This window comes from Alphaproteobacteria bacterium, assembly GCA_040218575.1.
GTDB lineage: Bacteria > Pseudomonadota > Alphaproteobacteria > JAVJRE01 > JAVJRE01 > JAVJRE01.
In genome coordinates this window covers 13,484-39,284 of record JAVJRE010000003.1, presented here as the reverse complement: position 1 = coordinate 39,284, position 25,801 = coordinate 13,484, and the positions used below count along the sequence as shown (strand labels likewise).

At 57.9% G+C, this 25,801-nt stretch carries 17 protein-coding genes and 4 pseudogenes; 6 read left to right on the top strand and 15 right to left on the bottom strand.

Annotation, left to right across the window (positions count from 1 at the left end):
* Window positions 1-2: 2 nt before the first annotated feature.
* From RIE31_03955 to RIE31_03935, 5 genes are all read right to left on the bottom strand, one after another.
* Window positions 3-467 carry a potassium channel family protein gene (locus RIE31_03955; GenBank protein MEQ8639748.1) on the bottom strand — a complete coding sequence of 155 codons (465 nt, stop codon included), beginning with the start codon at window positions 465-467 and terminating at the stop codon, window positions 3-5.
* A 137-nt stretch (window positions 468-604) separates the two neighbouring features.
* A complete protein-coding gene (locus tag RIE31_03950) occupies window positions 605-2,965 on the bottom strand; it encodes a heavy metal translocating P-type ATPase (protein MEQ8639747.1) in 2,361 nt (786 codons plus the stop codon).
* Window positions 2,966-3,151: 186 nt separating this feature from the next.
* Window positions 3,152-3,601 carry a cytochrome c gene (locus RIE31_03945; protein ID MEQ8639746.1) on the bottom strand — a complete coding sequence of 150 codons (450 nt, stop codon included), beginning with the start codon at window positions 3,599-3,601 and terminating at the stop codon, window positions 3,152-3,154.
* 742 nt (window positions 3,602-4,343) lie between these two features.
* The gene (locus RIE31_03940; protein ID MEQ8639745.1) at window positions 4,344-5,873 is read right to left on the bottom strand and encodes a trimethylamine methyltransferase family protein; all 1,530 of its coding nucleotides are present in this window, start codon (window positions 5,871-5,873) and stop codon (window positions 4,344-4,346) included.
* 148 nt (window positions 5,874-6,021) lie between these two features.
* The gene (locus RIE31_03935; GenBank protein MEQ8639744.1) at window positions 6,022-8,052 is read right to left on the bottom strand and encodes an FAD-dependent oxidoreductase; all 2,031 of its coding nucleotides are present in this window, start codon (window positions 8,050-8,052) and stop codon (window positions 6,022-6,024) included.
* Between the two features lie 457 nt (window positions 8,053-8,509).
* On the opposite strand from RIE31_03935, the gene RIE31_03930 reads away from it, so the two are divergent.
* The 4 genes and pseudogenes from RIE31_03930 (at window position 8,510) to RIE31_03915 (ending at window position 11,229) form a co-directional block, all read left to right on the top strand.
* Entirely contained in the window at window positions 8,510-8,932 is a 423-nt protein-coding gene (locus RIE31_03930; GenBank protein ID MEQ8639743.1) for an SCP2 sterol-binding domain-containing protein, read from the top strand.
* Complete coding sequence (locus RIE31_03925) at window positions 8,916-9,917, top strand: peptidase U32 family protein (GenBank protein ID MEQ8639742.1); 1,002 nt, start codon at window positions 8,916-8,918, stop codon at window positions 9,915-9,917. Before RIE31_03930 ends, RIE31_03925 begins: the two co-directional genes overlap by 17 nt.
* A 4-nt stretch (window positions 9,918-9,921) precedes the next feature.
* Window positions 9,922-10,821 (top strand): U32 family peptidase, encoded by a 900-nt coding sequence (locus RIE31_03920; GenBank protein ID MEQ8639741.1) that lies wholly within the window; start codon window positions 9,922-9,924, stop codon window positions 10,819-10,821.
* Window positions 10,822-10,823: 2 nt separating this feature from the next.
* Window positions 10,824-11,229 (top strand): annotated as a pseudogene (locus tag RIE31_03915) (transposase).
* 127 nt (window positions 11,230-11,356) lie between these two features.
* Here RIE31_03915 and RIE31_03910 read toward each other — a convergent pair.
* Together RIE31_03910 and RIE31_03905 are read right to left on the bottom strand one after the other, a co-directional pair.
* On the bottom strand, window positions 11,357-11,758 hold the full coding sequence (locus RIE31_03910; GenBank protein MEQ8639740.1) for a hypothetical protein: 402 nt from the start codon (window positions 11,756-11,758) through the stop codon (window positions 11,357-11,359).
* 453 nt (window positions 11,759-12,211) lie between these two features.
* Window positions 12,212-12,692, bottom strand: a pseudogene (locus RIE31_03905) (transposase).
* An 811-nt stretch (window positions 12,693-13,503) separates the two neighbouring features.
* On the opposite strand from RIE31_03905, the gene RIE31_03900 reads away from it, so the two are divergent.
* The gene (locus RIE31_03900) at window positions 13,504-14,970 is read left to right on the top strand and encodes an aromatic amino acid lyase (GenBank protein ID MEQ8639739.1); all 1,467 of its coding nucleotides are present in this window, start codon (window positions 13,504-13,506) and stop codon (window positions 14,968-14,970) included.
* Window positions 14,971-15,162: 192 nt separating this feature from the next.
* Here RIE31_03900 and RIE31_03895 read toward each other — a convergent pair.
* From RIE31_03895 to RIE31_03865, 7 genes and pseudogenes are all read right to left on the bottom strand, one after another.
* Window positions 15,163-15,429 (bottom strand): annotated as a pseudogene (locus RIE31_03895) (transposase).
* 495 nt (window positions 15,430-15,924) lie between these two features.
* Window positions 15,925-16,455: a hypothetical protein gene (locus tag RIE31_03890; protein ID MEQ8639738.1), complete on the bottom strand. Its 531-nt coding sequence runs from the start codon at window positions 16,453-16,455 to the stop codon at window positions 15,925-15,927.
* A 274-nt stretch (window positions 16,456-16,729) separates the two neighbouring features.
* Window positions 16,730-17,087, bottom strand: a pseudogene (locus tag RIE31_03885) (mannose-6-phosphate isomerase).
* 93 nt (window positions 17,088-17,180) lie between these two features.
* On the bottom strand, window positions 17,181-17,717 hold the full coding sequence (locus tag RIE31_03880; protein ID MEQ8639737.1) for a hypothetical protein: 537 nt from the start codon (window positions 17,715-17,717) through the stop codon (window positions 17,181-17,183).
* Between the two features lie 138 nt (window positions 17,718-17,855).
* On the bottom strand, window positions 17,856-18,251 hold the full coding sequence (locus RIE31_03875) for a response regulator (GenBank protein ID MEQ8639736.1): 396 nt from the start codon (window positions 18,249-18,251) through the stop codon (window positions 17,856-17,858).
* Window positions 18,238-20,196, bottom strand: a complete 1,959-nt coding sequence (locus tag RIE31_03870) for a PAS domain-containing protein (protein ID MEQ8639735.1) — start codon at window positions 20,194-20,196, stop codon at window positions 18,238-18,240. The genes RIE31_03875 and RIE31_03870 overlap by 14 nt, the downstream gene beginning before the upstream one ends.
* A gap of 1,053 nt (window positions 20,197-21,249) precedes the next feature.
* Window positions 21,250-22,071, bottom strand: coding sequence for a serine protease (locus RIE31_03865; protein MEQ8639734.1), 822 nt, complete (start codon window positions 22,069-22,071; stop codon window positions 21,250-21,252).
* Between the two features lie 349 nt (window positions 22,072-22,420).
* Between RIE31_03865 and RIE31_03860 the strand changes: the two genes are divergently transcribed.
* Complete coding sequence (locus RIE31_03860) at window positions 22,421-23,344, top strand: NADP-dependent oxidoreductase (GenBank protein ID MEQ8639733.1); 924 nt, start codon at window positions 22,421-22,423, stop codon at window positions 23,342-23,344.
* A gap of 1,620 nt (window positions 23,345-24,964) precedes the next feature.
* On the opposite strand, the gene RIE31_03855 is transcribed toward RIE31_03860, so the two are convergent.
* Window positions 24,965-25,789 (bottom strand): DNA/RNA non-specific endonuclease, encoded by an 825-nt coding sequence (locus RIE31_03855; protein MEQ8639732.1) that lies wholly within the window; start codon window positions 25,787-25,789, stop codon window positions 24,965-24,967.
* Window positions 25,790-25,801: the final 12 nt, after the last annotated feature.

The window sequence follows — 25,801 nt, the reverse complement described above, 5'->3', positions numbered from 1 at the left end:
TGTCAGCCCCTACTGCGATGCAGGCGGGTCGGCTCAACGCAACTCTGCCACGGCCATAACCGCCCCATTGCCAGAAAGATGAACGATCCGGACCACGCAATCAGCAGCAAGCCGTTCAGCGCCTCGACGCCGGCCAGGAAGCGAAGATGGCCGGTCGGAAACACGTCACCGAGACCCAGGGACGTGTAGGTCACGATCGAGAAGTAGAGAAAGTCGAGCGGTCGTTCAACCGTGAGACCACCAAATGTCCCGAGATTCAGAATATGGATTGAGGCGCCATATGCGAGAGCGTAAAGGACAACTTGTATGATGTGCGTGGCGAGGATCACGAATACAATCGACAGGACCCGCGGGCCCGGTCGCAAAGGAATACGCGCCATGCCACCAGACAGCCATTGTAAAACGTAGTAATGAAGCGCTGCCGTCATGACGACCATTGCGACTGCCAGAACTATGGCCACCACCATTGCCGCTGCCCCTCAGTCATAGATTGTATAGATCGCCATGCTCACACGCAGCCTTCGAACCGCCGGCACATCGCAGGCCCGCCATCCTGAGAAAACGGATTGGGACATCAGCCTCTCGGCCGCCGTCTGATCAGCTCCTAGACTCTGACAGACCGTAGTCGCAAGGCATTCCCCACCACGGATACGGACGACAGGCTCATGGCCGCGGCAGCAAAAATTGGCGAGATTAGAATACCGAAAACCGGGAACAACACGCCCGCCGCAACCGGCACGCCTGAAGCGTTGTAGACCAGCGCAAAGAAAAGGTTCTGCTTGATGTTTCGCATGGTCGCGCGGGCCAGTTTGCGCGCCCGCACGATGCCATTGAGATCCCCTTTGACCAGCGTAAGGCCCGCGCTCTCTATAGCCACATCGGCACCCGTACCCATGGCGATACCAACATCGGCCTGGGCCAGGGCCGGCGCATCATTGACGCCGTCACCAGCCATCGCCACCTTTCGGCCGGCATCTTGCATCTCCTTAATGATGCGTGCCTTGTCCTCGGGCAGAACATCCGCCCGGATTTCGTCGATACCCAGCTTTGCAGCTACCGCTTTCGCGGTCCGCTCGTTGTCACCCGTCGCCATGACAATGCGGAAACCTTGTGCATGCAGCGCCTTGAGCGCGTCATGAGTTGTGTCCTTTACCGGATCAGCCACCGCTACAAGACCAGCGATTTTCGAACCGACGATGACAAACATCACTGTTTCACCTTGGTCGCGGCGTGCGTTCGCCGATTCTGAGAATCTGCGCCCGTCAATGCCGAGATCGGCGAGAAGTTTTGCATTGCCAAGCGCTACCGACATTTTATCGACAACACCTTTCACACCCTTTCCGGTGACCGCTTCAAACTCCTCTGCTTCAGTCAACGCGATCTCGCGTTCCTCGGCGCCCGCGACGATCGCTTCAGCGAGCGGGTGCTCGGAACCGCGTTCCAGGCTGGCCGCCAGTCGCAACACGTCATCCTCGTCATGGCCGGCTTCGGGCAGTACGGCGATCAGTTTCGGTTTTCCCAGTGTCAGCGTGCCCGTTTTGTCGACAATCAGCGTATCGACCTTGGCGAACCTCTCCAGGGCTTCGGCATTCTTGATCAGCACACCGGCCTGTGCTCCACGGCCAGTCGCCGTCATGATCGACATGGGTGTCGCCAGCCCCAGCGCACAGGGACAGGCAATGATAAGGACCGCGACCGCCGAGACCAGTGCATAGGATAAAGCCGGCGCAGGCCCCCAAATCGCCCATGCGGCGAACGACATTACGGCAATGACAACGACAGCGGGAACAAACATGCCGGCCACCGAATCGGCCAGTTTCTGAATAGGCGCGCGGCTACGCTGCGCATTCGCGACCATTTCGACGATCTGGCTGAGCATCGTGTCAGCACCGACGCGTTCAGCGACCATCACCAGGCTGCCGGTGCCGTTGATCGTCGCCCCGGTGACCTTGTCTCCCTCGACTTTTTCTACAGGGATGGGCTCGCCGGATATCATCGACTCGTCAACCGACGAGCGGCCCTCCGCTACCACGCCATCCACCGGGATTTTGTCGCCCGGGCGGACTCGCAGCTTGTCACCAACCTTGACATCTTCGAGCGGTATCTCCTCCTCCCGGCCGTCCGAGCGAATGACGCGCGCTGTTTTCGCGGCAAGATCCAAAAGGGCTCGAATTGCCGAACCTGTCCGCTCGCGCGCGCCAAGTTCCATGATCTGGCCAAGCAAAACCAAAACGACGATGACGGCACCAGCCTCAAAATAGACACCGACATGACCGTCCTCATCACGAAAACCGTCTGGAAAAATTCCCGGCAACAGTACAGCCACGACGCTGAAGAGATAGGCCGCACCGACACCCATGCCTATGAGTGTGAACATGTTGAGGCTGCGGTTGATTACAGACCTGACGCCTCGCACGAAAAACGGCCAACCAGCCCACAGAATAACAGGTGTGCCCAAAGCAAGTTCTATCCACAGCGACAACCGCTCACCCAAGACATCGCGGACAAAGCCAAGCCCGACGAACGGACCCATCGTCAGCACCAAAAGCGGTACCGTCAGTGCCGTCCCGACCCAAAACCGCCTCTTGAAGTCCACAAGCTCCGGGTTCGGCCCGGCATCAGCTGCCGGCACACCCATTGGCTCCAGCGCCATGCCGCAGATAGGGCAATCGCCCGGCTCGTCACGGACGATTTCCGGATGCATCGGGCACGTGTACTTGACACCCTTGGGCGCGGGTTGGTGCTCAGGTTTCTCGGAGAGATACGATTCGGGATCGGCTGCAAACTTGTCGTGGCAGCGCTGGGAACAGAAGTGATAAGCGTGGCCCTTGTGCTGAAAGCTCGGCTTTCCGGCGTTCAGCCGCACGGACATGCCGCACACCGGATCCTTGACCGTCTCGCTGTCCGTCAATTCGCTGGTGGGCGCATGGCCTGCGGTATGGCGGTGGCTGTGATGCTCAGTCATTTTTTCTCCAGAATGTGGATTCGTCTGCCTACGGGAACCACCTATCTCCAACGCCAAAGAATCGGCGACCTTCGCTCCGTCAGAACAAAGACTGCCCGGACGGACAAATCGTCACCTGGACAAGAACAAAGCATTCCTTGTGTGCTCTGTGAGACAACGTTACCAACCGTATCTTCCGACGCAAGGTCATCGGCTCTGTTGTTGCGCCCGCATATTAATCTGCTCCCACCGTTCCTGAATTTCTGTGGGCCAGGTGCTCTTGATAAATGCCAGAACGGCCCAGATTTCCTCGTCGGTAAGGATCCCGTCGAATGCCGGCATATCGCTCTCATAGGCACCGCCAATCAGTTTGGAAGGGCCATACTTGGTCAATACGAACAGAGTCTGCTCGTCGTGGTGCCAAGTGTGCCCGGTTTCGTCATGCGGAGGTGCGGGTAGCCGTCCATCTGACTTGCGGACTTGCCAATCAGCTTCACCCTTGAGAAACGCACCATGGCAGGAGGCGCAGCTTTCTGTGTAGACATTACGTCCCAGCGCCACGAGCTCGACATTACCTGAATTGACAAGGGGCGCAGGTACGTCATCACGCTGATCGACTACGAACCACGCAACCCCAAGAACCACAGCCAAGACCACCGCAACGATTATCCTTGTGCTACGGCCTGACACTTGTTGATTCCTCGAGGCTATTGAAAACTCGGGTGTCTCGACGCTTGTTTCTGGTACGTCGATCCGTCAAACACTTCAGCACAGAGCGCATCTCCTGCAAGTCCCGCAATTTGCAATCAAGATCGCTAATAAGCTCCGCAGCAAGAATACAGAAATCTACGTCTCTACAATTGCGTGCTCTGTATAGTGACATAAGTGTGCTGCAGTTTCTGACCGAGAAACCAAGCCGGCGTGCGCGAGCAAGCAGCTGTAGTTCACTTATGTCGCGATCGCTGAACTCGCGATACCTGTTGGTCTTGCGCACTGGCCGCGCGATCAAGCCAATCGACTCATAATAACGAATTGTCTTGGCAGACAATCCAGATCGGCAGGCCGCCTCGTTTATGAACAATTGACACCTCGCCTGTGCCATCAATCGATCTGCAGCTCCTTAGTGGCATTGGTACGACTTTCCTTCGCTGGAAGGTCAATTGATTTTCTGATGATGTACTGACCTGCCCCTTGAGGAAGCCGCCCCGGAGACCGGAATAGCCGAAACTCTAACTCTCAATCCGGGCCATTTCTCAAGGGGCAGGTCAGTACATCATCACAACCAGGCGGATGACCCTGGAAGAACCGCCAGGATATCAAATGGTATTGCGCATTGCGCGAGGCAGAGAGACCCAATCGCTCGCTCCAGGTCCTCCAGTCAATCAATACTCCGACGGCCTCAGGCCGCCACCGACAGTTGTTGTTTCCGGCCCGCCATATAGGCCTTGAGCTCTTCGTCGATGGCCGGGTCCAGGGCCGGCTTCTCGTAGTCGGCGAGCAGCCGCTTCCATACCCAATTGGCTCGTTCGGCCGTGGACAGGCTGCCCGCCGACTGCCAGGCATCATGGTTGCCCCAGTCGGAGACCAGCGGAACGTATGGCGAATCCAGGTAGTGCCGCAGCGTGTGTCTGGCGCCGAAATAGTGGCCTCCCGGCCCCACTTCGCGCACGGCTTCCAGCCCCAGGGTCTCGTCGCTGATTTCCAGTCTCTGCAGGGACCCGGCAACCATCTGCAGGATCTCCGCATCCATGATCAGTTTTTCATAGGAAGCCGTCAGTCCCTGCTCGATCCAGCCGCCGGCGTGGTAGATCAGGTTCGCCCCCGACATGATTGAGCCCCACAGGCCGGAGGCGGTTTCATATCCTGCCTGGGCATCCACCAGCTTCGATACGGCGCCGGCGAAGCCCCGCAGCGGCACACCGTAGCGGCGACCGAGTTGAGCGCCGATCAGCCGCGCCTGCATGGCCCCCGGCATGCCATTGGATGCGCCCCCGGTGCGCATGTCCACGGGATTCGCCCCGGAGGAGACCACAAGCGGCGCGCCGGGCTTGACCGTCTGGCACAGGGCCACGCAGGCCATGACCTCGGCCGACTGCTGCGCCATGGCGCCGGCCAGGGTCACCGGCGCCATGGCGCCGGCCGAAGCGGGCGGCGTGATGACCGGCGGCTGCCCGGCCTCGACCAGCGCCACCAGCCCCTCCGCCATCGGCCTGTCGAGCCGCAGCGGGGAGTTTGTGTTGATGATGCACATCACGCTGGGGCGCTCACGCATGGTCGCGTGATCGATGCCCATGGCGATGCGGGTCATCTCGATAGCATCTTCCGTCTGCTGCCGTCCAAAGGCGGCCGACGGATTGCATTTGTCGGTGACGGTCAGCAGCGCATAGTTCACGTCCAGATAGCGCGACGCCACCGGCAGGTCCATGGGTTCGAAGGGACCGCCGGGGCTGCCGCCGAAGTGCATGATGTTGAGCGACTGAACCAGGCTCAGGAACTCGCACATCTCGCCATAGCTTCCACGTCGGCGGCCGCGGTCGAGATCGGTGCAGAAGGCGGGGCCACCGACCGGCGTGAAGAGCAACCGGTTGTCGCCCATCCGCAGATCGCGCTCGGGGTTGCGGGTCCACAGGGTGAAGGCTCCGGGCGCCAGGGCCAACTTTTCCTCGATGAACGCCGAATCGAACCGCACGCGCTGGTTCTGCATATCCACGTCCGCGCCCGCCGCCTTCAGGCGGGAGAGGGAATCCGGGTCCCATATCTCGATCCCGATCTCCTGCAGGATCTGAAGCGCCGTGCGGAATATGGCCTCGACCTCGTCGTCGCTGGCAAGCTCAACCGGCGGATAGGGATTGACCGGCTGCGGCCAGTCGGGCTGGACGATGCGGGTGTTCCGGCGTCGTGGCCGGCTTGCGGCGCGTCTCGACGTCATGGCCGGCCGGGCGTGAAGGATCGCCCCTCCCGTCCTGCAATATCCATAGACTTGTTCATCTCCATGCCCTCGACCTGTGGACGGACCCGTCCCGGCAAAGTGTTCCTCAGGCCGGGCCGGCGTCCCGCCGTCCCGCCTGCGGTGTCCGTTAGAGCGTGAGCGCCAGCCTGCGCGCCTCGAAGATGGCCATCGCCGCCGTGCGCGCCGATACGGCGTCGCCGATTGTGTGGACTTCCAGGCCATCGGCGGCCAGCTCTTTCGTCAGACTGTCTTCAGGCGTGTTGGTGCCCGCGAGCACCAGATAGTCGAACTTGCGCTCCTCGATTTCGCCCGTGTAGCGGTCCTTCATGGTTGCCGAGCTCCCGTTCCACGACAGCAGCGCAGTGGCGGTGAGCGTTTCGATCCCGTATTCGGCGAAGCGCTGCCGCGTGCCGCTAGCCACATTGCCGAGGGCCGACGCCGCTACCTCCGCCGCCGTGACGATCGTCACCTGCCGGCGCTGCTGGGCCAGGTAGAGCGCAGTCCCGCTGGCCGGCCACCAGCCCCGGATATCGTCCAGGATGAGGATGTTCGTACCGCGCACGGGCTTGCCCTCGAGGACGTCATGGACGGTGCAGACATTGTCCTTGTCGGCTCCCGGCAGCATGTCCAGGTGCGGCAGGGCGCGCTGATAGCCGGTTCTGGTCGGCAGCGAGCCGGTGCACAGCACGACGGCGTCCGCGCCGGAGGCCTTGATGTCGGCGGCGGACATCTCGCTGCGCAGCCTGACCCGGACCTGCAGCTTTTCGAGCTGGCGCTGGTACCAGCCGAGAAGTTCCGTGATCTCGCCGCGTTCCGGCTGACCCCCGGCCAGCCGGAACTGTCCGCCAAGCTCGCCCTGGCGCTCGACCAGGGTCACCCGATGCCCGCGTTCCGCCGCCACGCGCGCCGCTTCCAGTCCCGCCGGCCCGCCGCCCACCACCAGAACGTCGCGCGGCTCCCGGGCGCGCGGCGGCCTGTCTCCGTCCCATTGAAACTCGCGGCCGACGGAAGGGTTGACCAGGCAGGACACCCAGTAGTCGCGCATGCGGCGTCCGATGCACAACTGATTGCAACTGATACACGGGCGAATATCGTCAACCCGGCCTTCCCGCGCCTTGTTGGCGAGATGCGGGTCGGCGATCTGCGCCCGCACCAGGCTGACCATGTCCGCCTTGCCCGAAGCGATCAGGGCCTCGCCGTTCGCCGGTGTCTTGATGCGCGACTCGGCAGTGACCCTGGCATGCTTGACCACCTGGCGGTAGGCGGCCGCATCATCGGCGCCGAGCAGCATGCCCAGCTGAAATGACGGAATGATCGTTGCGCCAGTGCCGCCCAGATAGCTGCCTGTGCCGCAGGAGAAGTAGTCGACCAGGCCGCGCTCATCGAGATAGGCGGCGACCTCCTGCTTGCCCTCGATTGTCAGGCCGCCCTCGGTTTCCGCACCGCTCACGGTCATGCCGATGATGAAGTCCGGCCCGGCCATAGCGCGAATGCGAGAGCAGATCTCGACCGCGAAGCGGGTCCGGTTTTCCAGGCTGCCGCCCCAGCGATCATCACGCCGGTTAGTCAGCGGTGACCAGAACTGATCCACCAGACAGTTATATCCGGCGAACAGGTCTACCCCGTCAAAACCGGAGTCGCGGTCGCGCCGCGCCGCCTCGACGAACGAGGCGATCACCTCCTCGATCTCGGCCTCGGTCATGGCGTGGGACCCGAACTGATCGTGGAAAGAGGGCGTCCCCGAGGGCGACCAGTACGACTCCCATGAATTGTCCTGATCACCATGTGCGCCGACATGATAGATCTGGTGGACAATGACCGCACCGTGGTTGTGGCACTCGTCAGTGATCCGCTGGAAATGCGGGATCACTGCGTCGTCGTCAGGGCGAAAATTGCCACGGGTAAGAATGCCGGTTCTGTGGGCGGGGATCGGCTCGACGACAATCATGCCGGCGCCGCCGCGGGCGCGCTCGCGGTAGTAGCCGAAGTGGCGTTCGCTCGGCATGCCGCCTTCGGCCATATTAGCGGTGTGGGCGCCGAAGACGATGCGGTTGCGCAGGGTCTTGCCGGCGATCGTGATCGGATTGAAGAGACGCGGGAACTGTTCGCTCATACTCTTCCCCGTCGAAGACGTCTTATACCCCGACCGTATGGCCAACGGCGCATCACGCGAGAGGCGACGAACTCAAGCACACAGCCGATGTTGATATCCAGAGCGCCTCTATCGCCCGTACGCTCGAATTCCTAACCATCACCATGTGGGTCAATCGTTCAGACTTGCACTCCCGCTGGACCGAGCATGCGGGCCGACCCCACTTGATCACAAATGCCAAACACATCAACCCGCCAATAGTCTCGACCTTAGCTGGTGGATCGCCCAACTGGAAAAGTCGGCATTGAGCAGGACATTTCGTCGCACAGGATGCTACCAGCCTCTGATTGTGGTCTGATCGGCAAGTAGTTCAGCCAAGTCGATTTGCAATGTGATGAATGCAGCAACACAGTTGCCCGTGGCCAGTTTCCTATCAGGAGGTCGTGCAGGTTGGCGCGGCGCATTGCCGATGGGTCTCTTGGGGATGGTGGGTAGTCGAGTGCTCACAGGCCTGACACGCGTCTTGGTAAAACGTCAACCAGATCTGTTCGACCGTCTCGGTAGCCATCGTACCAAGCGGTTCCTGATCGAGCCTACGGATCTGCCAGTCGCCTTTATCCTGACACCCGGTACGCAGTCGCCAATTGTTCGTGTCTCCCTGGTCGGCGATAGGCCGCCCCATGACGCGCGAATCGCCGGGTCATTCCTGATGCTGCTCCGCATGATCGACGGACAGCTCGATGGCGACGCCATGTTCTTTTCGCGAGCCCTAGCAGTAGAGGGGCAGGTCGAGGCCGTCGTATGCCTGCGCAATGCGCTTGATGACCTCGACGGTAGTGTGCTTGACGAACTGGCGTCGGCCTTTGGCCATCCTGGCCGCATTGTCCTGCGTTCCCTGAGACGGGCCTGCCGTGCATATGCCGGTTCTGATGGCTACCCGGCCTGAGCTCGTCTGCCCGGCCGGGACGCCCGCGTCTCTACGGACCGCAGTGGATGCCGGTGCCGACGCTGTCTACTGCGGTTTTCGCGATGCCACCAACGCACGTAATTTTCCTGGTCTAAATTTCAGCGTTGATGAGCTGGCGGCGAGCCTTGCCTATGCACATGCTCATGGTACGAAAGTCTTGCTTGCCATCAATACGTTTCCGCCAGCCGGCGGAACCGATCTTTGGCGGGATGCCATAGATCGCGCTGTAGCGCTTGGTGTCGATGCCGTCATTATTGCCGATATCGGCGTTGCGGACTATGCGGCACGAAACTACCCCAAGCTTCGTTTGCATCTTTCCGTACAAGCCGGGGCGCCATCCGTTGATGCCATCCGGTTCTATTGTGAGGCATTTGACGTCAAGCGCGTCGTGTTGCCGCGTATTCTAACAGTGGCTGAAATACGCGAACTCAAACGCGAGGTTCCATGTGAAATTGAAACCTTCATATTTGGCAATCACGGTTTGATGGCGGAGGGGCGATGCAGCCTGACGAACTATGTGACTGGTGTGTCAACCAACATGGATGGCGCTTGTTCACCAGCTGACCATGTGCATTACGTAGAAGACGCGAATGGCAGCCGAGCGTCCCGGTTAGGGGTGTTCACGATTGACTGCTTTGCATGTGACCAAAAAGCTGGCTATCCAACCATTTGCAAGGGCCGATATTTTGCTGGCCGTCAATCCAACGCCACATACGCCTTCGAGGAGCCTCTGAGCCTGAACCTGGCAGAACTCTTCCCCGAGCTCGTTTCCGCTGGTGTGTCGGCCTTCAAGATCGAAGGCAGGCAGCGATCGCGAGCCTATGTGCGCGAAGTCGTTTCAGCATGGCGCCACGCGCTCGATGAGTTGGAGGCAGGTCGCCAGCCGATCCTGGCAAATCTTGTGGCGCTGAGTGAAGGCGGCAAGCAAAGCCCCGGCGCATTCGCCAGTAAATTGTGGCGATAAACCGGTGACCGCACTTACGATCGGGCCTCTTCTGTTTCATTGGGCGCCGCAGAAATGGTTGGATTTCTATGCCCGTATCGCTGACGAAGCGCCAGTGGATACGGTGTACCTTGGCGAAGTGATTTGTTCCAAGCGCGCGCCATTTATCGAACCACTTTATGAATCTGCGCGGCAACGGCTAACAGCGGGCGGGAAATCAGTGGTCATGTCCGGCCTTGCAGAAGTCATGACCAGGCCGGAACGACGCATGGCGGAAAAAATCGCCGACTATGACGACCTTGTCGAGGCGAATGAGACAGCGACTCTCTATCACCTGCAGGGGCGTCCGTTTGCGTGCGGCCCATATCTGAATGTCTATAACGAACTGACCCTGAGGTATCTTGCCGGATTGGGCGCGACGCATGTGACCTTGCCGCCTGAATTGCGGATGCCGGCAATACGAACCATGGCCGCTGCGGCCAAGACCTTTGATTTATCGGTGGAAGTCCAGGTGTTTGGACGCATTCCTCTGGCTCTGTCAGCTCGCTGTTATCACGCCCGGGCCCACGGCCGCGTGAAGAACAACTGTCGTTTCGTCTGCCGCGAAGATCCTGACGGAATGGGGTTGCGTACCTTGGATAAAACGCCGTTTCTGGCGATCAATGGAATTCAAACTCTGTCACACGCCTGTCTCAATCTGATGGCCGAAATGCCGGTGCTTAGCGCTGCCGGCGTGGATGCCTTTCGTTTGTCGCCTCACACTTGCGACATGGTGCGAGTGTCTGAGGCATACCGGGCCGTTGCTGACGGTCATATGGCAGCCACGGAAGGCATCGAGAAGCTTGGCGAGATCAGCATCGATGCACCGTTTGCTAATGGCTTTATCCATGGCCAGGCTGGGCATGTCTGGCTTGGAGACACCTAGCTATCTGGCGGTGGGCGGGGCTCAAGGTCCCCACGAAGCAGCCAAAACGGGGCCGTCTCTGGCTCAATGACGGATCATGCGTGCGCCTGCGGCCGCAGTATCCAGAACACGTCTGGTCCTATGACTTCGTCCAAGATTGTCCGCAACTAGCTCAGCCATATCAGCGTTCGGACCCTGTAAATAGAGCCTGGGTCGCCCTAGGAAAACGGATACAACGAGAGCTTCAATGGCAAGCTCAGGGATGAGCTGCTCAACGGGGAGATCTTTACCACTCTGAAGGAAGCACAGGTGCTGATCGAGCGCTGGCGCTGCCACTACAATACCATCCGACCGCACAGTGCGCTTGGCTATCGACCGCCGGCGCCACAAGCCGTGTTGCCCCACCTTGCTGTGCCGTCCGAAGCATAGCGTAGGGCGGCACAGCAAGGTGGGGCATGACTGTTGGGGCTATACTAGTAGGGCCACGCTGAGAATGATTCCGGCGTGGCCCTGAAGGGGTTATGTCATACACCTGTTGAATAGGCGATGAGAACTATCATACCCCGCTATCCTCTTCGTCATTGCCGCCGTTTTGACCGGCGCCTGATCGCACAATTTCCAAATCAATCGAATCGACAACACCATCATTGTTAACATCGAGGTTGTAGGTCGCCCAGGCTCCAGAGTCGCTACCTGGCTTGGCGGCCAGTATCTTCTGCATGGTTTCTCCATCTGGGTTGCCGGCAAAAAATGCAACCAGCTCATCGTCGTTTAGTATTTCTTGTGGCGTACCGAAATTTCCTTGAAGGGCACCGACAGACGCCGGATAGCCAAGCGCCTTTGCAATTGCCACCATGGAGCGAACACGTTGGCCGTGATTGCGGAATTCATTACCAGTTGCGGTGGAGGATGCCCGCCAAACAGGCCGAGCTACTTCGTTTTCATCTTCTTCGTCCAAAGCAACCCCATTTCCATTAGAGGAACTGCTTTTTCCATTATTGCCCCTGTTTCCGGGGGTAGGTCCACTACGACCAGGAGCGCTCCCGCTTTTTCCCTGGGCATAAGCCGCAGCGTAGCCAAGCTGCCCAGACTGCATATCGAGTTGAGGTAGTATAGTTGCAACGCAACCCGTTGCTATGATGCCAACACTTGCAAACACTTTGCTTACCCTTGACCGGTGATGTGACATTCCTCTGTCTCCTTTCCGGTTTTCCCTCAGCAATTGAGAGTACTTGCCTGCACACAGCAGCCTTCTCACCGCCGCGCGGCAATGCAACCACAGTTCCAGATTAAGGCCGAAGTGCGACATCAACTTGGCATGTGCGCCAAATTGGTTGGCGGTTGATTGCCTTCCTTTCAAGTTTTGCTTGATAAGTGAACTGCCCCCGTGGAGTGGTCCACCGGTAGAGAGTTAGAGTCCGGCAGTCATGGCCACCTTGCTGTGCTGCCCTACGCTACGCTTCGGACGGCACAGCAAGGTGGGCAACACGGCTTGTGGCGCCAGTGGTCGATAGCCAAGCGCACTGCGTGGTCGGATGGTGTTGTATTGGCCGCGCCAGCGCTCGATCGGCACCTGTGCTTCTTTCAGGGTATTGAAGATTTCCCCGTTGAGCGCTCGTCCCAGAGCTTGCCATTGAAGCTCTCGTTATATCCGTTCTCCCAGGGCAACCTGGGTTTTATGTACAGGGTCCGAACGCCGATACGGCTGAGCTAGTTGCGGACAATCTTGGGCGAAGTCATAGGACCAGACGTGTCCTGGATTCTGCGGCCGCAGGCGCACGCATAATCCGTCATTGAGCCAGAGACGGCCCCGTTTTTTGCTACTTCGTGGGGACCTTGAGCCGCTCCCGCCGCAAGATACGCCAGACTCGCTTCACGTTCACGTGCCAGCCACCAGCTGGTCTCGATGCTCACTCGTCAAAAGTGACGATTCAATTGCCGCAGTGCGCGCGCTTGATCTCAATCGCACCCAATCAGAGAGTATCCTGGCCGGCAACGCAGCTAAGATCTTCACACCAAAATGCACATTGTTATGACGTTATGACATCACCATCTTTTCGCAGGGAGATTTCGATGTATGAGAGCCCGTATGTGTTCCGCGCTAGTGAGACTTCGTTCTCCGAAGGCTCTTCGAATTTGAAGGTAAAAGAAGCGCGTATGTTGAATGGCATGACCCTACGATACCAAGAGCGCCAACCCGGCCCGCGAAACGATGGCCCATGGTGCCAAACGGGTCACTCCGTCTTTGTCGTATCCGGGCGCGTGTTGTATGAATTCCACAACCACGTTGTCGAACTCGGCCCTGGTGATATGGCCCATATTCCCTCCGGCGCCGAGCACGCTCACCGGCCGAGTGTGGCAGGACAGGAACCGGCCTGCTACTTCCTGACAGAGTTTGGAGATTAGTCAGATTCGCTGGAATCTCAGTTTGCCGGCAGCCATCAGGTTTAGCTGAGCCATACGCCCGTCTTGTCTGCAGTCAACCGGTAGTCGCGAGATTTACACTCATCAGTCATATATGGCCGTTCGCCTACCCTAATGTGCGATCCAGTCACACAGTGGGAGGGATATAACTACGGCCAACCGGCGTAATTACAGCGGGAGAGACCGACATGCTGGCCGATGCTGGTACCTTTCCACCCGCCTGGAGTTGGCGGAAGACCTGACCTTGGACCCGACAAGCGTCTGCAAAGGAATCACGTGATGACTGTAGTGCTGGCTTCGCGACGCGATTTTACTCTGTCTAATTTTGCGCGGGTCGCATTCGATGGTGAGTCAGTACGCTTCTCGACCACAGCGCTGAAAACCATCGGCAAGGCACACGCCGACTTTCAGGTCTATGTAGACAAGAACCGGGGCAAGTTCATCTACGGCGTCACATCGGGCGCAGGCCCGGAAGCCAAGAACCACCGTACGCCGGAACAACAAAAGAAGCGCATGCGGCGGGGCCTGCCTTTTGCCGCTTTGGCGTTTGGCGACGACATGTTACCGGACAGCGTGGTACGCGGCGCCATCTTCGCCTCGCTGGCCATGTTTATTGACGGCACGACGGCGACCTCTCCCGACAGGGTGCGTCTCGTCGCCGGCATGCTGGACAAACCCCTACCACCAATTCCGGCTCAGGGACTTACTGCCGCTGGCGAGATCATGCCCTTATTCGCCCTGTTCGGTCCTTCCTGGCAGAAGGCGGCGAAGGGGTTCCATGCTGGCAATGGCAATGGTGCGCCCTTCGTCAGCGCCATGGGCGCGGTGGCAGCGATCCAGGCACGCCGCCGGTTGGAGTTGGTGGAGAAAGTCTTTGCACTGTCTATCGAGGCCCTGGCGGCACCGCTGGAACCCTATGACCCGGCGCTCAAACCGCTGTGGCAAGATCCTTACGAAGGTCGGGCGCTGGATGGCCTGAATCGCTGGCTGCGCGGCGTGCCGCGCAAGGGCCGCCGATCTTATGAGGCTCCTGTGTCGTGGAATATCCTGCCCCGAGTTCTCGGTCAGGCCCATCGCGCGGTGGCGACTTTGGAACAGACGGCTTCTTATTCGATAGCCGTGGCTGCATCCAACCCGACCTTCGTGCCCCCGCACCGTGGCCTGCTCTATGGCAAGACAATAAGCACGGGGACCTACCACAATGCTATCGTGCCGCCGGCGCTGGACGGTGTGGCGGCAAGCTGGGTCGACCTGGCGACCCTGGCGCACCGTCATTCGGTCAAATTGCACAAGGGCGAGTATTCCCTACTGCCGGACGGTCTGTTGCCGACAGGAACTGATTGGTTGTCTGGCCACTCAACAACCCTGCTGGAGTATGTTGCGAATAGCTTCGTAGACGAAATGCGAGACCTTATGGTGCCAAACCTATTGTCGCCGGTGGAGCCTGCTGCATCGGAACAGGACGATATCTCCAGTCCTGGCTTCGCCGCATGGCGGGCGGAAGCAAAGATTGCCCGCCTGATGGACATGGTGTTGGCGGTGCTGGCAGCGGTGGTAAGCCAGGCCCTGTGGGTGACCAAGCGCAAGGCACCATCGGCTCTGATCGGATTCCTGGAAGAGATTCGCACACTATTCCCCGTAGTTGAGAGTACACGGCGCCTCGGGGATGATGGTAAACGGCTGGCTGATGCTTTTTCTGCCATGATACAAACAGGGGCTGCGAACCTGGTGCAGCCGACCAAATAACTTTCTGAAGTGGCTTTGCAATATGCAAGCTGGGTACAAGCTGTTGACCTTCTCCCCTTTGGTGCCGTCAATCTAAACGTACTGGCCCTCTAATTTGCGATCTCCGACGGCATCAGGCGGCCAGTGACTGCCATTCTGCAACCACTGTTTCACGGTTCTGCTTGAAGGTGTCGCAACGGATCTGGTGGTGGTACGACAGGCCTGGCGTTCGGAGAGTCCGTAATTTTGCCGGACACGGGTCGCACAACGGCGGCGACGTTCGGGACTCAGAAGATTGGCTGACGCCGCCCTTCGGGTCCCTCAGCAGCCTCTTTCAAGATCAGCCACTCCAGGGTCAGGTCCGACACTGCCTTGCGCAGGCGTGTGTTCTCTTTTTTCCAGGTCTTTCAGGCGCCGGGCCTGATCTACCTTCAGGCCGCCATACTCCCGTCTCCAGCGGTAATAGCTCTGCTCCGAGATGCCGAACGACCGGCAAATCGTCCCAATCCGCTCACCCTGGCCAAGCTTGACGCGATCGTAGCGGGTTGCGGTCATGCGTCCCGCTTGTATTCGCGGTGTTTTTGGCCACTGGCGCTGATGAAGTCCGCATGTCGGGTTCCAAACAGTCTATCGAGACTTTGAAGCCCTGACAGCATCTCGGGGTGTCCCGGTAGCGGTCCTCCTTGACCACCATCAATCATACTGCTCATGCAGTTCGGCATAGCAGCGTGGCTGCCGCGGTTAGTATCATCTCATGCGATCACCGGCGTGTGGCATGGCGCCTCATGCGCCGGCACCGCCCAGGCGGTACGTGCCGTCTTGTTCGTCATGGCACTGTGACAACAGATGCCGAATTCAGCTGGATGCCTGCGCACGAAGTTGAACGTCATCGTACGTTGACGCATCAGCAGGCTCACGGAAGACGAGTGACCTACATATTCAGCCGATTGTAACTCCTGTTTATAGAACGCAAGCCTAGATACCGTTTTGGATCTTCCAGTCTGCGATCAACTCGCTGATTCTCTCTTCTACATTTTTGTAGAACTGGGCGCCGTGACCGGAGACCGAGCCCCGAAGAAGTCTATGACTGTCCCATAGTCGAACGCGTACAACTGCATCCGAAGGAGGCCGAAAGTTTTCACTACTTGGCAAGACGACCGTGTTTGAAATCTGCAAATATGTCTCTACATAAGTGACACACTCCGTATTGTTTGCAACCGGATATGTAATGAAGAACACGACAAATTCTGGATCCCAGAGTGCATTTTCGTAGTCCGTCGCTGCAAGTCCGCCGGATGCGAGTGCTAGCAATGTTGTCTGGCGAGTCTGTTCCCAATCTATGCCACAAAACGTGTCATCACTATCGACTTCAAACACCGTTACGCCAATTTGGCGCAATCCAACAAGTGATGACTCGGCGTCTTGCGCAAAGGCAGGCCGAACGACCAGTTGACCCGCAAAAACAAGTAAGACCAAGACTAATGACGCAGAGACAAAACGTGTCACATCAACCTCCCCTAAAGTGAAAAATCCATGGAGGCACGGCCAGAGCAATGTGCCTTCGGCGGCCACCCGCGAACCTCACCTGTCGAAAAGATTATGGAGTATTGGCTGGTGCCTCAAGGTCAATTATTTGATTGCACCCAACCCGTAGTTTTGTTGGAGGGCTTCCTTGCCAGCACCGCGGACAAGAATAGGAGATTGATGAGAGCCGGGGCCTCTCATTGCGCTCGGGGACGATTCGAGCCGGCCCTACGATCTTCTTCCGCGTTCTCCACTGCTTGATATCGAGATTGACAACAACAGGCTCCTGATCGCTTTGGATCAAGACGCACTCCAAGGGTTCGTCTCTCGTTGCATAGATTTCTTGGTGCGGGACATAGATGAAGTCCCCGGGGCCGATCTCGGCCGTGAACTCCTGTCACCTCACCCCATCGCATGCACGCCTATCCCTTGAGCACATAAATTATACTCTCCAGATCGCCATGGTGATGGGCGTCCACCTTGACATTTGCGTGGAAATTCACTGTTCCTGCCCAATGCTTGCTGGCACCGGCCTTCGCGAAATTAGTTACCACCGCGCGAGTCATGCCGGGAGTCTATGGCGTATTGAGATCGAGATTCGGCGCCGTGACGATACGGACACCTTCGGTCCGTCAGTTTCTCTGCATGCCGTCGACTTGAGACCCTGTCATCGCCTGCCGATCCGTAGGATGTCTTTCCAACGCAGTTCATGGCAATAGGGACAACGACACTTCACATTGCCGCGCAGCCTCAATCAAAGCCTGGCGCAAGCCCGTTGTATCGAAACGATCAACTACGACCGACCCGGCTAATGAGCGCAACTTCACTGTAAATGTTGAATCTGCCGTCAATTTATCAATATCAATCCGATTTGGCGAGAGACCGACAAGGGCCCAAGCACCGGACGGAGAAAGCGTATATGTCCGCGCTCCGGCCACAAGCTCAATTCGCTGATCCGGTGCAAGCGAGAATCCAGCGTTAAACGTCATCTCGTTTTGAATATTCCTTTCGGGATAAAACGCCACCATGAACATCGGGAAGAGACGGTCCACATTGTCGGGGTTCTCACTTGCGGCCGGCTCTGCAGCGACCCAACACGCTCTCTCACCATTAACCTCATCACTGAGCACCGCCCAACGCCCAACACCTTCGTTTGATTTGCCTTCAGCTAACGGAAGCGCGAGCAACATGGCGACGAACAAAATATGGATCAAAGCAGTTCGCGTAGTGGTCGGGTAGATCATTTATAGAACTTCGCTCCTTTCTATACTGGCACCAGAAACCAGCGTCGACGCATTGAGGAGTCGCCACCAAAACGAGCGACTATAGATCGTTCCCGTGGCCCGACGGAGCACAGGTGTGAAGGCCATTAGTCGCAGAAATCAAGATCGGCCTCTTGTCTGCTGTACAGCGACTGCATTCTCGACAAACCTTCGCAAGACAGCCAATGGAATCGGCTTTTCAACTATAGCGAATACCGCTGCATGCCGTTCGTTCGCTTCAATGGACGCATTGACGAAACCTGTCATGAGAATAACCTTGGCGTTCGGCACCAGTTCGCGAGCCCTTCGGGCGACCTCTACACCGTCAATACCTGGAATTAGTATGTCGAGAAATATTATGTCCGGGTTTTCTTTTCGAATTGTGTCAATCGCACCTGGTCCATCGTCCGCCTCAAATACGTCTACGTCTAACGTAGACAGCGCGCGTCGGAATTGAAATCTCAGCAAATCGTCGTCATCCACGACCAAGACTTTTGGGCGCTCAGACTCGGCCATTTTCATCTCGCTTTAGCGAGTCAGCTGCCGCCTGAAAAGCAGCCAGAAGATCTGATTGGGAGTACGGCTTGCGTAGGAACTGGACACCAGATTCGCAGTCAGCACTCTCCTCATCGAAGGCATAGCCACTAGCAACCACAACAATAAGAGAAGGGTTTTGCTCCCTCGCCCAACCTGCCAACTCAAACCCATTGAGCAAGCCTGGCATAACCAAGTCAGTCAGCATCCAGGAAATATCCTGGTCTGTCAGCAAGATTTGGCGAGCTTCATCTCCATTCCTGACTTGTTGAACGATCGCACCTAACCGACTGAGGGACAAAGCTGTGCTATCACGCACAAATTCGTCATCTTCAACCAAGAGTACAACCTGACCAGCCAACAAACTGTCCGGCTCGGTCAGGTCAGGCGCTCGCCTGCTGACTGCGTTCGTGGGACTTGGTTTCGGTTCACTTTCCGGGATCGGAAGGTCGATAATTGCTGTGGTGCCCTCGCCAAGAGTGCTCTCTAGCGCAAAGCGGCCACCTGATTGGTGCACGAATCCCTGCACCTGGCTCAAACCAAGCCCGGACCCATTTGTCTTCTCCTTCGTACTGTAGAACGGCTCCGTAGCCCGTGTGAGAGTGTCGGAATCCATGCCTTTGCCATTATCTATCACCTCAATGCGTATCCAACGTGCCCCCATCTCGTCACCGTCCAAGTGGGACACATTGAACGAAATTGTCCCCGCCCCCTCTATGGCATCTCGCGCATTGATCGCCAGATTCACCAGACTCGACTCCAGCAACGCTGAATCAACATATAGGTAAGGAATATCCAGCTCCGTCGTGAACCTCAATGTGATCCTTTCGCCCAAGGTAGGCTTCAGAAATTTTTGTACATGTGCCACGACTTTTGTGACATCGATCGACGATGGAGAAAGATCTGATCTTTTAACGTAGGACAATAATTGACGGACGAGCCGGTTGCCACGATCTGCTGCTTCAGCAGTCATTCGAAGAAGATCTTGGTCTTCGCTTGAAGGCACCGTCTCCCGAAGGAGCTCCAGATTTCCTGAGACAACTTGAAGAAGATTGTTGAAATCGTGAGCTATACCGCCCGTCAACGAACCAATCACTTCAAGCCTTTGTGCATGCTGCAACTGCCTCATTAGTTGCTGTCGCTCTGTAATATCGAGCGACATAGCTCCCACGGCAGTGATATTGCCGATTTGATCGAGTACGGGAAACTTGGTCAACAAGAGCTCGACGCTATCGCCGGTCGATCGTCGCGTTATACGGACTTCCTCGGTAATCGCCGTCTTTGTCTCTATGACATGATTGTCCATGCGCTCAAGTCGGCCGGATTGATCGGGCGGAAGCCAGTCGGATGTTAGCTTCCCAACAATCGACTCCGATGTCAGGCCAGCTCCTTCTGCCATAACTTTGTTGGCCCAGAGAAACCGACCTTTCAAATCTTTGACATACATGCCTTCCGGAGAATGCTCAGCAAGCGAGAGCAGGATCGCTCGGTTGTACTCGGCCGGCGTGATATCACGAATGACTTGAATACGACCACCATAGCTCAGAGGTCGCTCTCTTATCTCAAAGATCTGATTACTCATGGTTCTGAGCGTGCGCACAACCGTTCCTGGCTGACGGAATAATCGCAGGCTCTCATTGCATCTCTGCTCAACTTGCTCTGGTGTGGCGCGTTCAGCCTTTGGTAGTGTCGCCTGATGGGCCTCAATCCACCGGAGAACTATTGCCTCTAATGTTCTGCCAATCGGTGACCACTCCGGATCCAACTGCTCCCACCCCTGTAGAAATCGTCGGTTGGCATAGATCAAGCGCTCGAAGCGGTCATACATCGCGATGGAGCTCGATGCATCTTCCGCCGAGTCCAGCAGCCACTGTTGCAGGACGTCTCTAGCCATTCGCGGCTCAGTAGTGGACGACGAGCTGTTCATGATGAACGCCTGCCATTCCGGTTTAGTGCCAGCAGCGAGAACATCACGCCCCACGCTTGGCCGAGAAGTGCAAGCCGGTTCTCACTAAGCCCCCAGAGGGAGCACCGCCTGCTACCGCTACAGCTACGCGCGCGGGGCCACTGTGTGTCATGAAGGTTCCCACAGGCGTCCATCAAAATTGCTCCAGCAAATGGTATATTCGCGAAGCTAGCACTATGAGGAGCAGCCCGCTCAGAGCAAGCACAACAACAAACGCGATCATGCGCCCAGAAGACGAGTGTCTCCGACGCGACCAGGTGCGCATTTTCTCCTTGGGCCGTGGGCCTGCTTTTGCCAGTCGAGGCCCTATCTCTGTCTGCCCTCTATAAGAAGGACGGTCGGGGTCGTCCGAACTTGATCGCCAGATGATGTGGCTGGAAAACCGGTCGAGCTTTGTATCGTATCTCTCTTCGGTAACTCTGGCTCGACTGACGGAGGGAGAGCGCAACAAACGATGTGCAGCTTCGTGTGCATCGAATCTGTCCCAGTAGCTTACCACGACTACCCAGCCCGAACGCTTGAGGACCTGAACCTCGAAGAATGTCCGGGCGGTATTCTTATCTGGCGCCATTTGCGGACATTCCCAATACACTGGCACGAGGGCGGACATACACGCAGCTTGGGTCAAGCACTCCGAAAGTTTCAATGATTATCAGTTTGAATTTTATCCAAATTCTATTGAACCGTGTAAAGCCACTTGTGCGGCTTCTGATCCATAGACGGTCAGCGCGAGGCATGGTCAAAATACCGTTTGAATCACAGACTCGGTGTTCAGGCCGGATCGAGTTCCAGAGACAGCCGGGCGCACTCGTACCAAGTCAGGTAATCCAGTTTATTCAGCACACTGAATATGTTTGTGGCACACCCGATAAGAACGCGCTCGGCCGGTGAGTCGTCTTCCAGATGTTCATATAGAGAGCTTATTCGGCCAAACGCCTCCAGCTGCTGCTCCCTGCAGTTCGCTTCAATCGCTCGTGACGGCGTTCGACAGGCCTGGTCGATTGCGGTTTCACGCTACCCATCCGACAGTAAGTTAGATGCGGTGCTCGCGTTGGTCCGTGTCGCCGCGATGCAGGTTACATCAGCCGTCGTTTTTGCCACGAGATTGTGCAAATCAACATCCTCAAGCGGCCCTTGCAGTGGTTCGACCGTCTGCGGATTGTCGAAAGCTGACAGAAAGGCCAGCAAGATCGGCACCTTCAGCGCATAGGAAATTTGCCGCAAGGAGTTGCTACCAACCTCCATATCCGGCACGTGGCCGATGATCATGCCGATCACATGCCCCTCCTTGTCGAATACCGGGCCGCCACTCTCACCCGGTTTGACGGCCTGGCCATGGAAACTCATCAGGCGGGTGTCCAACTGGGCACCGCGATAGCCAATGGTTTCGCCATCGGCGCTGGCTATGCCGAAGCTGTCGTGACTGCCACGAAAGATCCGGTTGTTGCCGGAGGGCTGGCCTTGCGCCTTGAATCTGGCGAAGCCGGGCGCCTCTCCCTGCACAAACAGCAAGGCAAGGTCATTGTTGTCGTCAAGACCGATCAATGTCGCCTGCCGCCGTAACGAGTCCGCGTAGGTCACTCCAATCACCTCGCAGCCATTGACCACGTGGGCGGCTGTAATCACATGGCTGCCCCCGTTGCGTTGCGAGATCGCAAAGCCGAGCCCGATCCGCTGCTCGACTGGAACCGAGTGTCCAGACGCCAGGGGCAATGCCGACAGCGAAAATTCATGTTCAACACTAATGTGGTCAGCCAGAGCACTACTGAGCAGCGCCCCCAGGAGCAGGAACCCTAGGACGCCCAACAGCCGGATGCTGGTAATGACAGAGTTCATCGGTCCATCGGCCCCCGTTATCGACCATTTTTCAGCCGGCGGCCGAAAGACCGCATATCTTCAATAGAATCATTCTAGGGCAATTACCGTCGATCCTCCTGTGAGATACCTCACAGATGGCGACCTGCTCACCCGGCCTGATCACTGGTCATAGCCAGGACCCACATGGCTTCGGGTCGGACCCGGCGACCCTGCCCTGGTTCAACTCGGTGCCGCGGGGGAGCCAGTTTTTGTGAGACACAATTCCGGTACGGTCTAGCTGGGATCGCATTGGAAGCATCGATCCCGGCGGTTGAACCATTTGAAACCCCTGTCCAAGATATCCACAGAGACCAGAAGAGGAGCCGTGATGAAGGCAGCCTATTTCGAGCAGCATGGCGGACCGGACGTGATGCGCTACGGCGATCTGCAGGACCCCGTCGCCAGGCCGAACGAAGTCGTCGTGGATATCCATGCGGCAAGCGTCAACGGCGCCGACTGGAAGGTCCGTTCCGGCCGTGACAGCCAGGTTTCGTCCTTTCCCTACATACTGGGGCGTGATTTCTCCGGGGTGATAAGCCAGGTCGGCGACGGGGTCGTGGATCTCCATGCCGGCGATGCCGTATTCGGCGTTTGCGACGTAGGCCAGGAAGGCGCCTATGCGGAAAAGATCGCCATGAAGGCGAGCCTGGTCGCCAGGAAGCCCGACACCATTTCCCATGTCGATGCCGCCGCCCTTGGCCTGATCGGCCTGACGGCGCTGGTGTCGGTAGAGGACACGCTGAAGCTCCAGCCCGGCGAGAAGACCCTGATACAAGGCGGTGCCGGCGGAGTCGCCGGCTTCGCCATCCAGCTGGCCAAGCATATCGGCGCCCATGTCGTCACCACGACCAGCGCCGCCAATCTGGACTATGTCAAGGGTCTCGGACCCGATGAAGTCATCGACTATGAGGCGGAGGATTTCGCCGCCGTGGTATCCGGCTGCGACAGCGTGTTCGATACGGTGGGCGGCGATGTGGCGCGGCGTTCCTTCGACGTCCTGAAGCCCGGCGGACGCGCAGCCTTCATTGCCTCCGGCGGCAAGGCGCCCGAACCGACACGGGGCGACGTCCGGTCCCTGCGGCCGCAGGTCGGGCGTGACCGGCCCCACCTGGAGCGCATCGTCGAGCTGGTGGAAGCAGGTGCCGTGCGGACGCCGGAGACCACGGAGTTCCCGCTATCTGAAGCGGCCAAGGCGCAGGCCATTAGCGAATCACGGCATTTTCGCGGCAAGCTGGTGTTCAGGGTGCGCTGAGAAACCACTGTCTTGGTGCGGCACTACCGATCACCTTCACAGGGGAACATCACAAGCGGATCCTTCATGAAGGGTGGGTCGGTGGCAAACATAACCACCGCAGCCTTCGGCATCTGGTGACGCCAATGAGTCCGACCCCTAGTAGGTTGAATAATCGGTCTTGTAGTCTTGGACTGATGCGATTGAGATATCCTCAACTACGCTCATTGGCGGGCGAGTGAGCGCAAACAAGACGGCTTCGACATAGTCACTGACAGGAACTCTCCCGTTTCCGTAACTACGGCTGACAGCCTCCGACCCATCGTCAATATCAAACTTGCTTGCAATACTGCCGGGCAGGATTTCAGTAACTTTGATATTGTCCCTGACCGCATAGCGCCTGAGTGATTCCGTCAGACCGCTCGCCCCAAATTTCGCCGCTACATAAGCTGGTGAGGCATTGCTGCGCGATGGCCGAGCCCCAGGTTTGTAATATTGACAATATGGCCAGGTACCGTCTGTTTCAGCTGTCGCCAAAACGACCGGGCCATCCAAATAGGGCCTTTAAGTGTAACGTCAATCGTTGCTTCGATATCCTCAGGGGAGACTTCGAGAAAATCCGCATCCACCCATCCTGCGGCATTGTTGATCAGAATACTGACCGGGCCCAAGGCGGTACACGCAGCATCAGAAAATGTGGCAACCTCCGCGGCGGATGCGACATTGACACCCTGCCAATATACGCGCCTACCGCTATCTCGGAGAGTTCGTTCTGCGACGGTTTCAAGGTCCCGGGGGGACCGGCTGCAGAGCGCAACATCACAGCCTGCACGGGCCAAGCCAATGGCGATTGCCTTGCCCAACCCTCGGGCCGCACCAGTCACGACAGCTACACGCCCAAGCAGAGATGCCATGGAATCCCTTCCGGTCGCAGGGTGGAAGAAAAATGCGCGCCTTCAAAACGCAGGTCACTGACCGTCTTGTTGTGAGGTAAATCACATATATGCGTGTTGTTGCGCTGATATGCAAAAAGACCGAGCACTAGGATCACCTACTAGGGGACATTAGGCCGACTCGCCGAATCCTGCGCGAGCAGGTCCGAGGTCGGGTTTGACAAGCTCCAGGTCCATCAATCGATCAATTGAATGATGCCACCGAGTCGAAACTCCGAACAGACATTCTTCGAAGTCCTGACGCTCCGGCGTTCGGGGTGGGTAGCTGTGGAAAGCTACTGGAGCCGGCAGGATGCCATTGTCGCAGCACATCGTCTGTTGAACAAACCAAACGCCGGTCGGATCATTGTCTCACAAGAACAATATGATTCTGCAACCGGACAGTTCACTAGCCATACTATTTGGCGGTCGGTGCCAAAAGAAACCGGCACTAAAAGGGCTCAAGTAGCTTCACGGAGAATTCCGGAGCAGGGACCTTCACCACAGGCTTCGTTGCCAACGCGCACGAGCCAACGACCAGCGAGCAGCTTGGTGTTATTGACTGTATTGCTGATGGTTGGTGGACTCGTGATTGTACTCTTCGCATCTCGCCTATAGCGGGCTACAGCGACTGTAGCCATGCGTTTTCCGCCGATCTCATTGAACCATTCCGGAGAGGTGGCCAGGCGACCAATGCAGCTTCTGGGCCTCAAATACACCCGAGAGCCTGTGCCAACTCGGCAGCACTGCCGCCGTCAATCGCAACAGGGTCGCTGCCGATGTCGGAGAACATCATGAGCCGGGACCTTACCTCGATGTCGCTGACCGTGGTCAGGCCAACACAGTAGCCGGCTGACCGCGGCGTCTCCTGCTCAAATATGAAGGCTGCCACTGCCACTTGGCTATCGTCCTTTACGGCGATGATCTTCCAGTAGCCACTGGGCACCAGGTGAGGCTCGTCCGCGCCTGGGAGTGGCGTCATGGGCCGCTCGTAGAGGGGGCCGGTGAGGACGTAGGCGCTATTGCCCGTCGTTATGACCATATCGCGGACCGCCTGCTCCAACTGGCTCCAGGGCCCTTGGTTCAGGTCGCTCTTCTGAGGCGTGATGTTGGAGAGGTAGTTGCTGGTCTCCCAGTCCGGGGTGCCGGAGACACTGGCCAGCGGCACCTGGTGGCCACGGTCGGTACCGAGGGCCGCATGGGCACCGGTATAGTCCTCGGGCTCCAGGGTCTCGCGTACGTCCAGCAAGGGATCGGCCCGCCAGACCCGGGTCTGTGATGGGCCTATAGTCCCCGGGGTCACCACATAGGCCACCCAGTCGGCGAACTTGGTCAGGTCATTGGAGCTGAGGGTGTAGATCTCCCTGACGATGAGATCATTGGTCGAGGGTGTCCCTGCCGGACAGCCATAGAGGCAATGTGGAGTATGGATCTCCTGGGCCTGAGAAACTGAGGCAAGGACCAGAAGGCCGGCAGCCACAACCGATACCCAGATACTGGTGGACCGGATCCAACGGCGCAGGTGCTTGGTCATGGCCTCGGCCGC

What these genes read in the sequence shown, in the direction of transcription:
- RIE31_03955 (MEQ8639748.1), bottom strand. Translation starts at nt 467, where the DNA reads ATGGTGGTGGCCATAGTTCTGGCAGTCGCAATGGTCGTCATGACGGCA.
- RIE31_03950 (MEQ8639747.1), bottom strand. Translation starts at nt 2,965, where the DNA reads ATGACTGAGCATCACAGCCACCGCCATACCGCAGGCCATGCGCCCACC.
- RIE31_03940 (MEQ8639745.1), bottom strand. Translation starts at nt 5,873, where the DNA reads ATGACGTCGAGACGCGCCGCAAGCCGGCCACGACGCCGGAACACCCGC.
- RIE31_03925 (MEQ8639742.1), top strand. Translation starts at nt 8,916, where the DNA reads ATGGCTACCCGGCCTGAGCTCGTCTGCCCGGCCGGGACGCCCGCGTCT.
- RIE31_03900 (MEQ8639739.1), top strand. Translation starts at nt 13,504, where the DNA reads ATGACTGTAGTGCTGGCTTCGCGACGCGATTTTACTCTGTCTAATTTT.
- RIE31_03880 (MEQ8639737.1), bottom strand. Translation starts at nt 17,717, where the DNA reads ATGATCTACCCGACCACTACGCGAACTGCTTTGATCCATATTTTGTTC.
- RIE31_03875 (MEQ8639736.1), bottom strand. Translation starts at nt 18,251, where the DNA reads ATGGCCGAGTCTGAGCGCCCAAAAGTCTTGGTCGTGGATGACGACGAT.
- RIE31_03870 (MEQ8639735.1), bottom strand. Translation starts at nt 20,196, where the DNA reads ATGAACAGCTCGTCGTCCACTACTGAGCCGCGAATGGCTAGAGACGTC.
- RIE31_03865 (MEQ8639734.1), bottom strand. Translation starts at nt 22,071, where the DNA reads ATGAACTCTGTCATTACCAGCATCCGGCTGTTGGGCGTCCTAGGGTTC.
- RIE31_03860 (MEQ8639733.1), top strand. Translation starts at nt 22,421, where the DNA reads ATGAAGGCAGCCTATTTCGAGCAGCATGGCGGACCGGACGTGATGCGC.
- RIE31_03855 (MEQ8639732.1), bottom strand. Translation starts at nt 25,789, where the DNA reads ATGACCAAGCACCTGCGCCGTTGGATCCGGTCCACCAGTATCTGGGTA.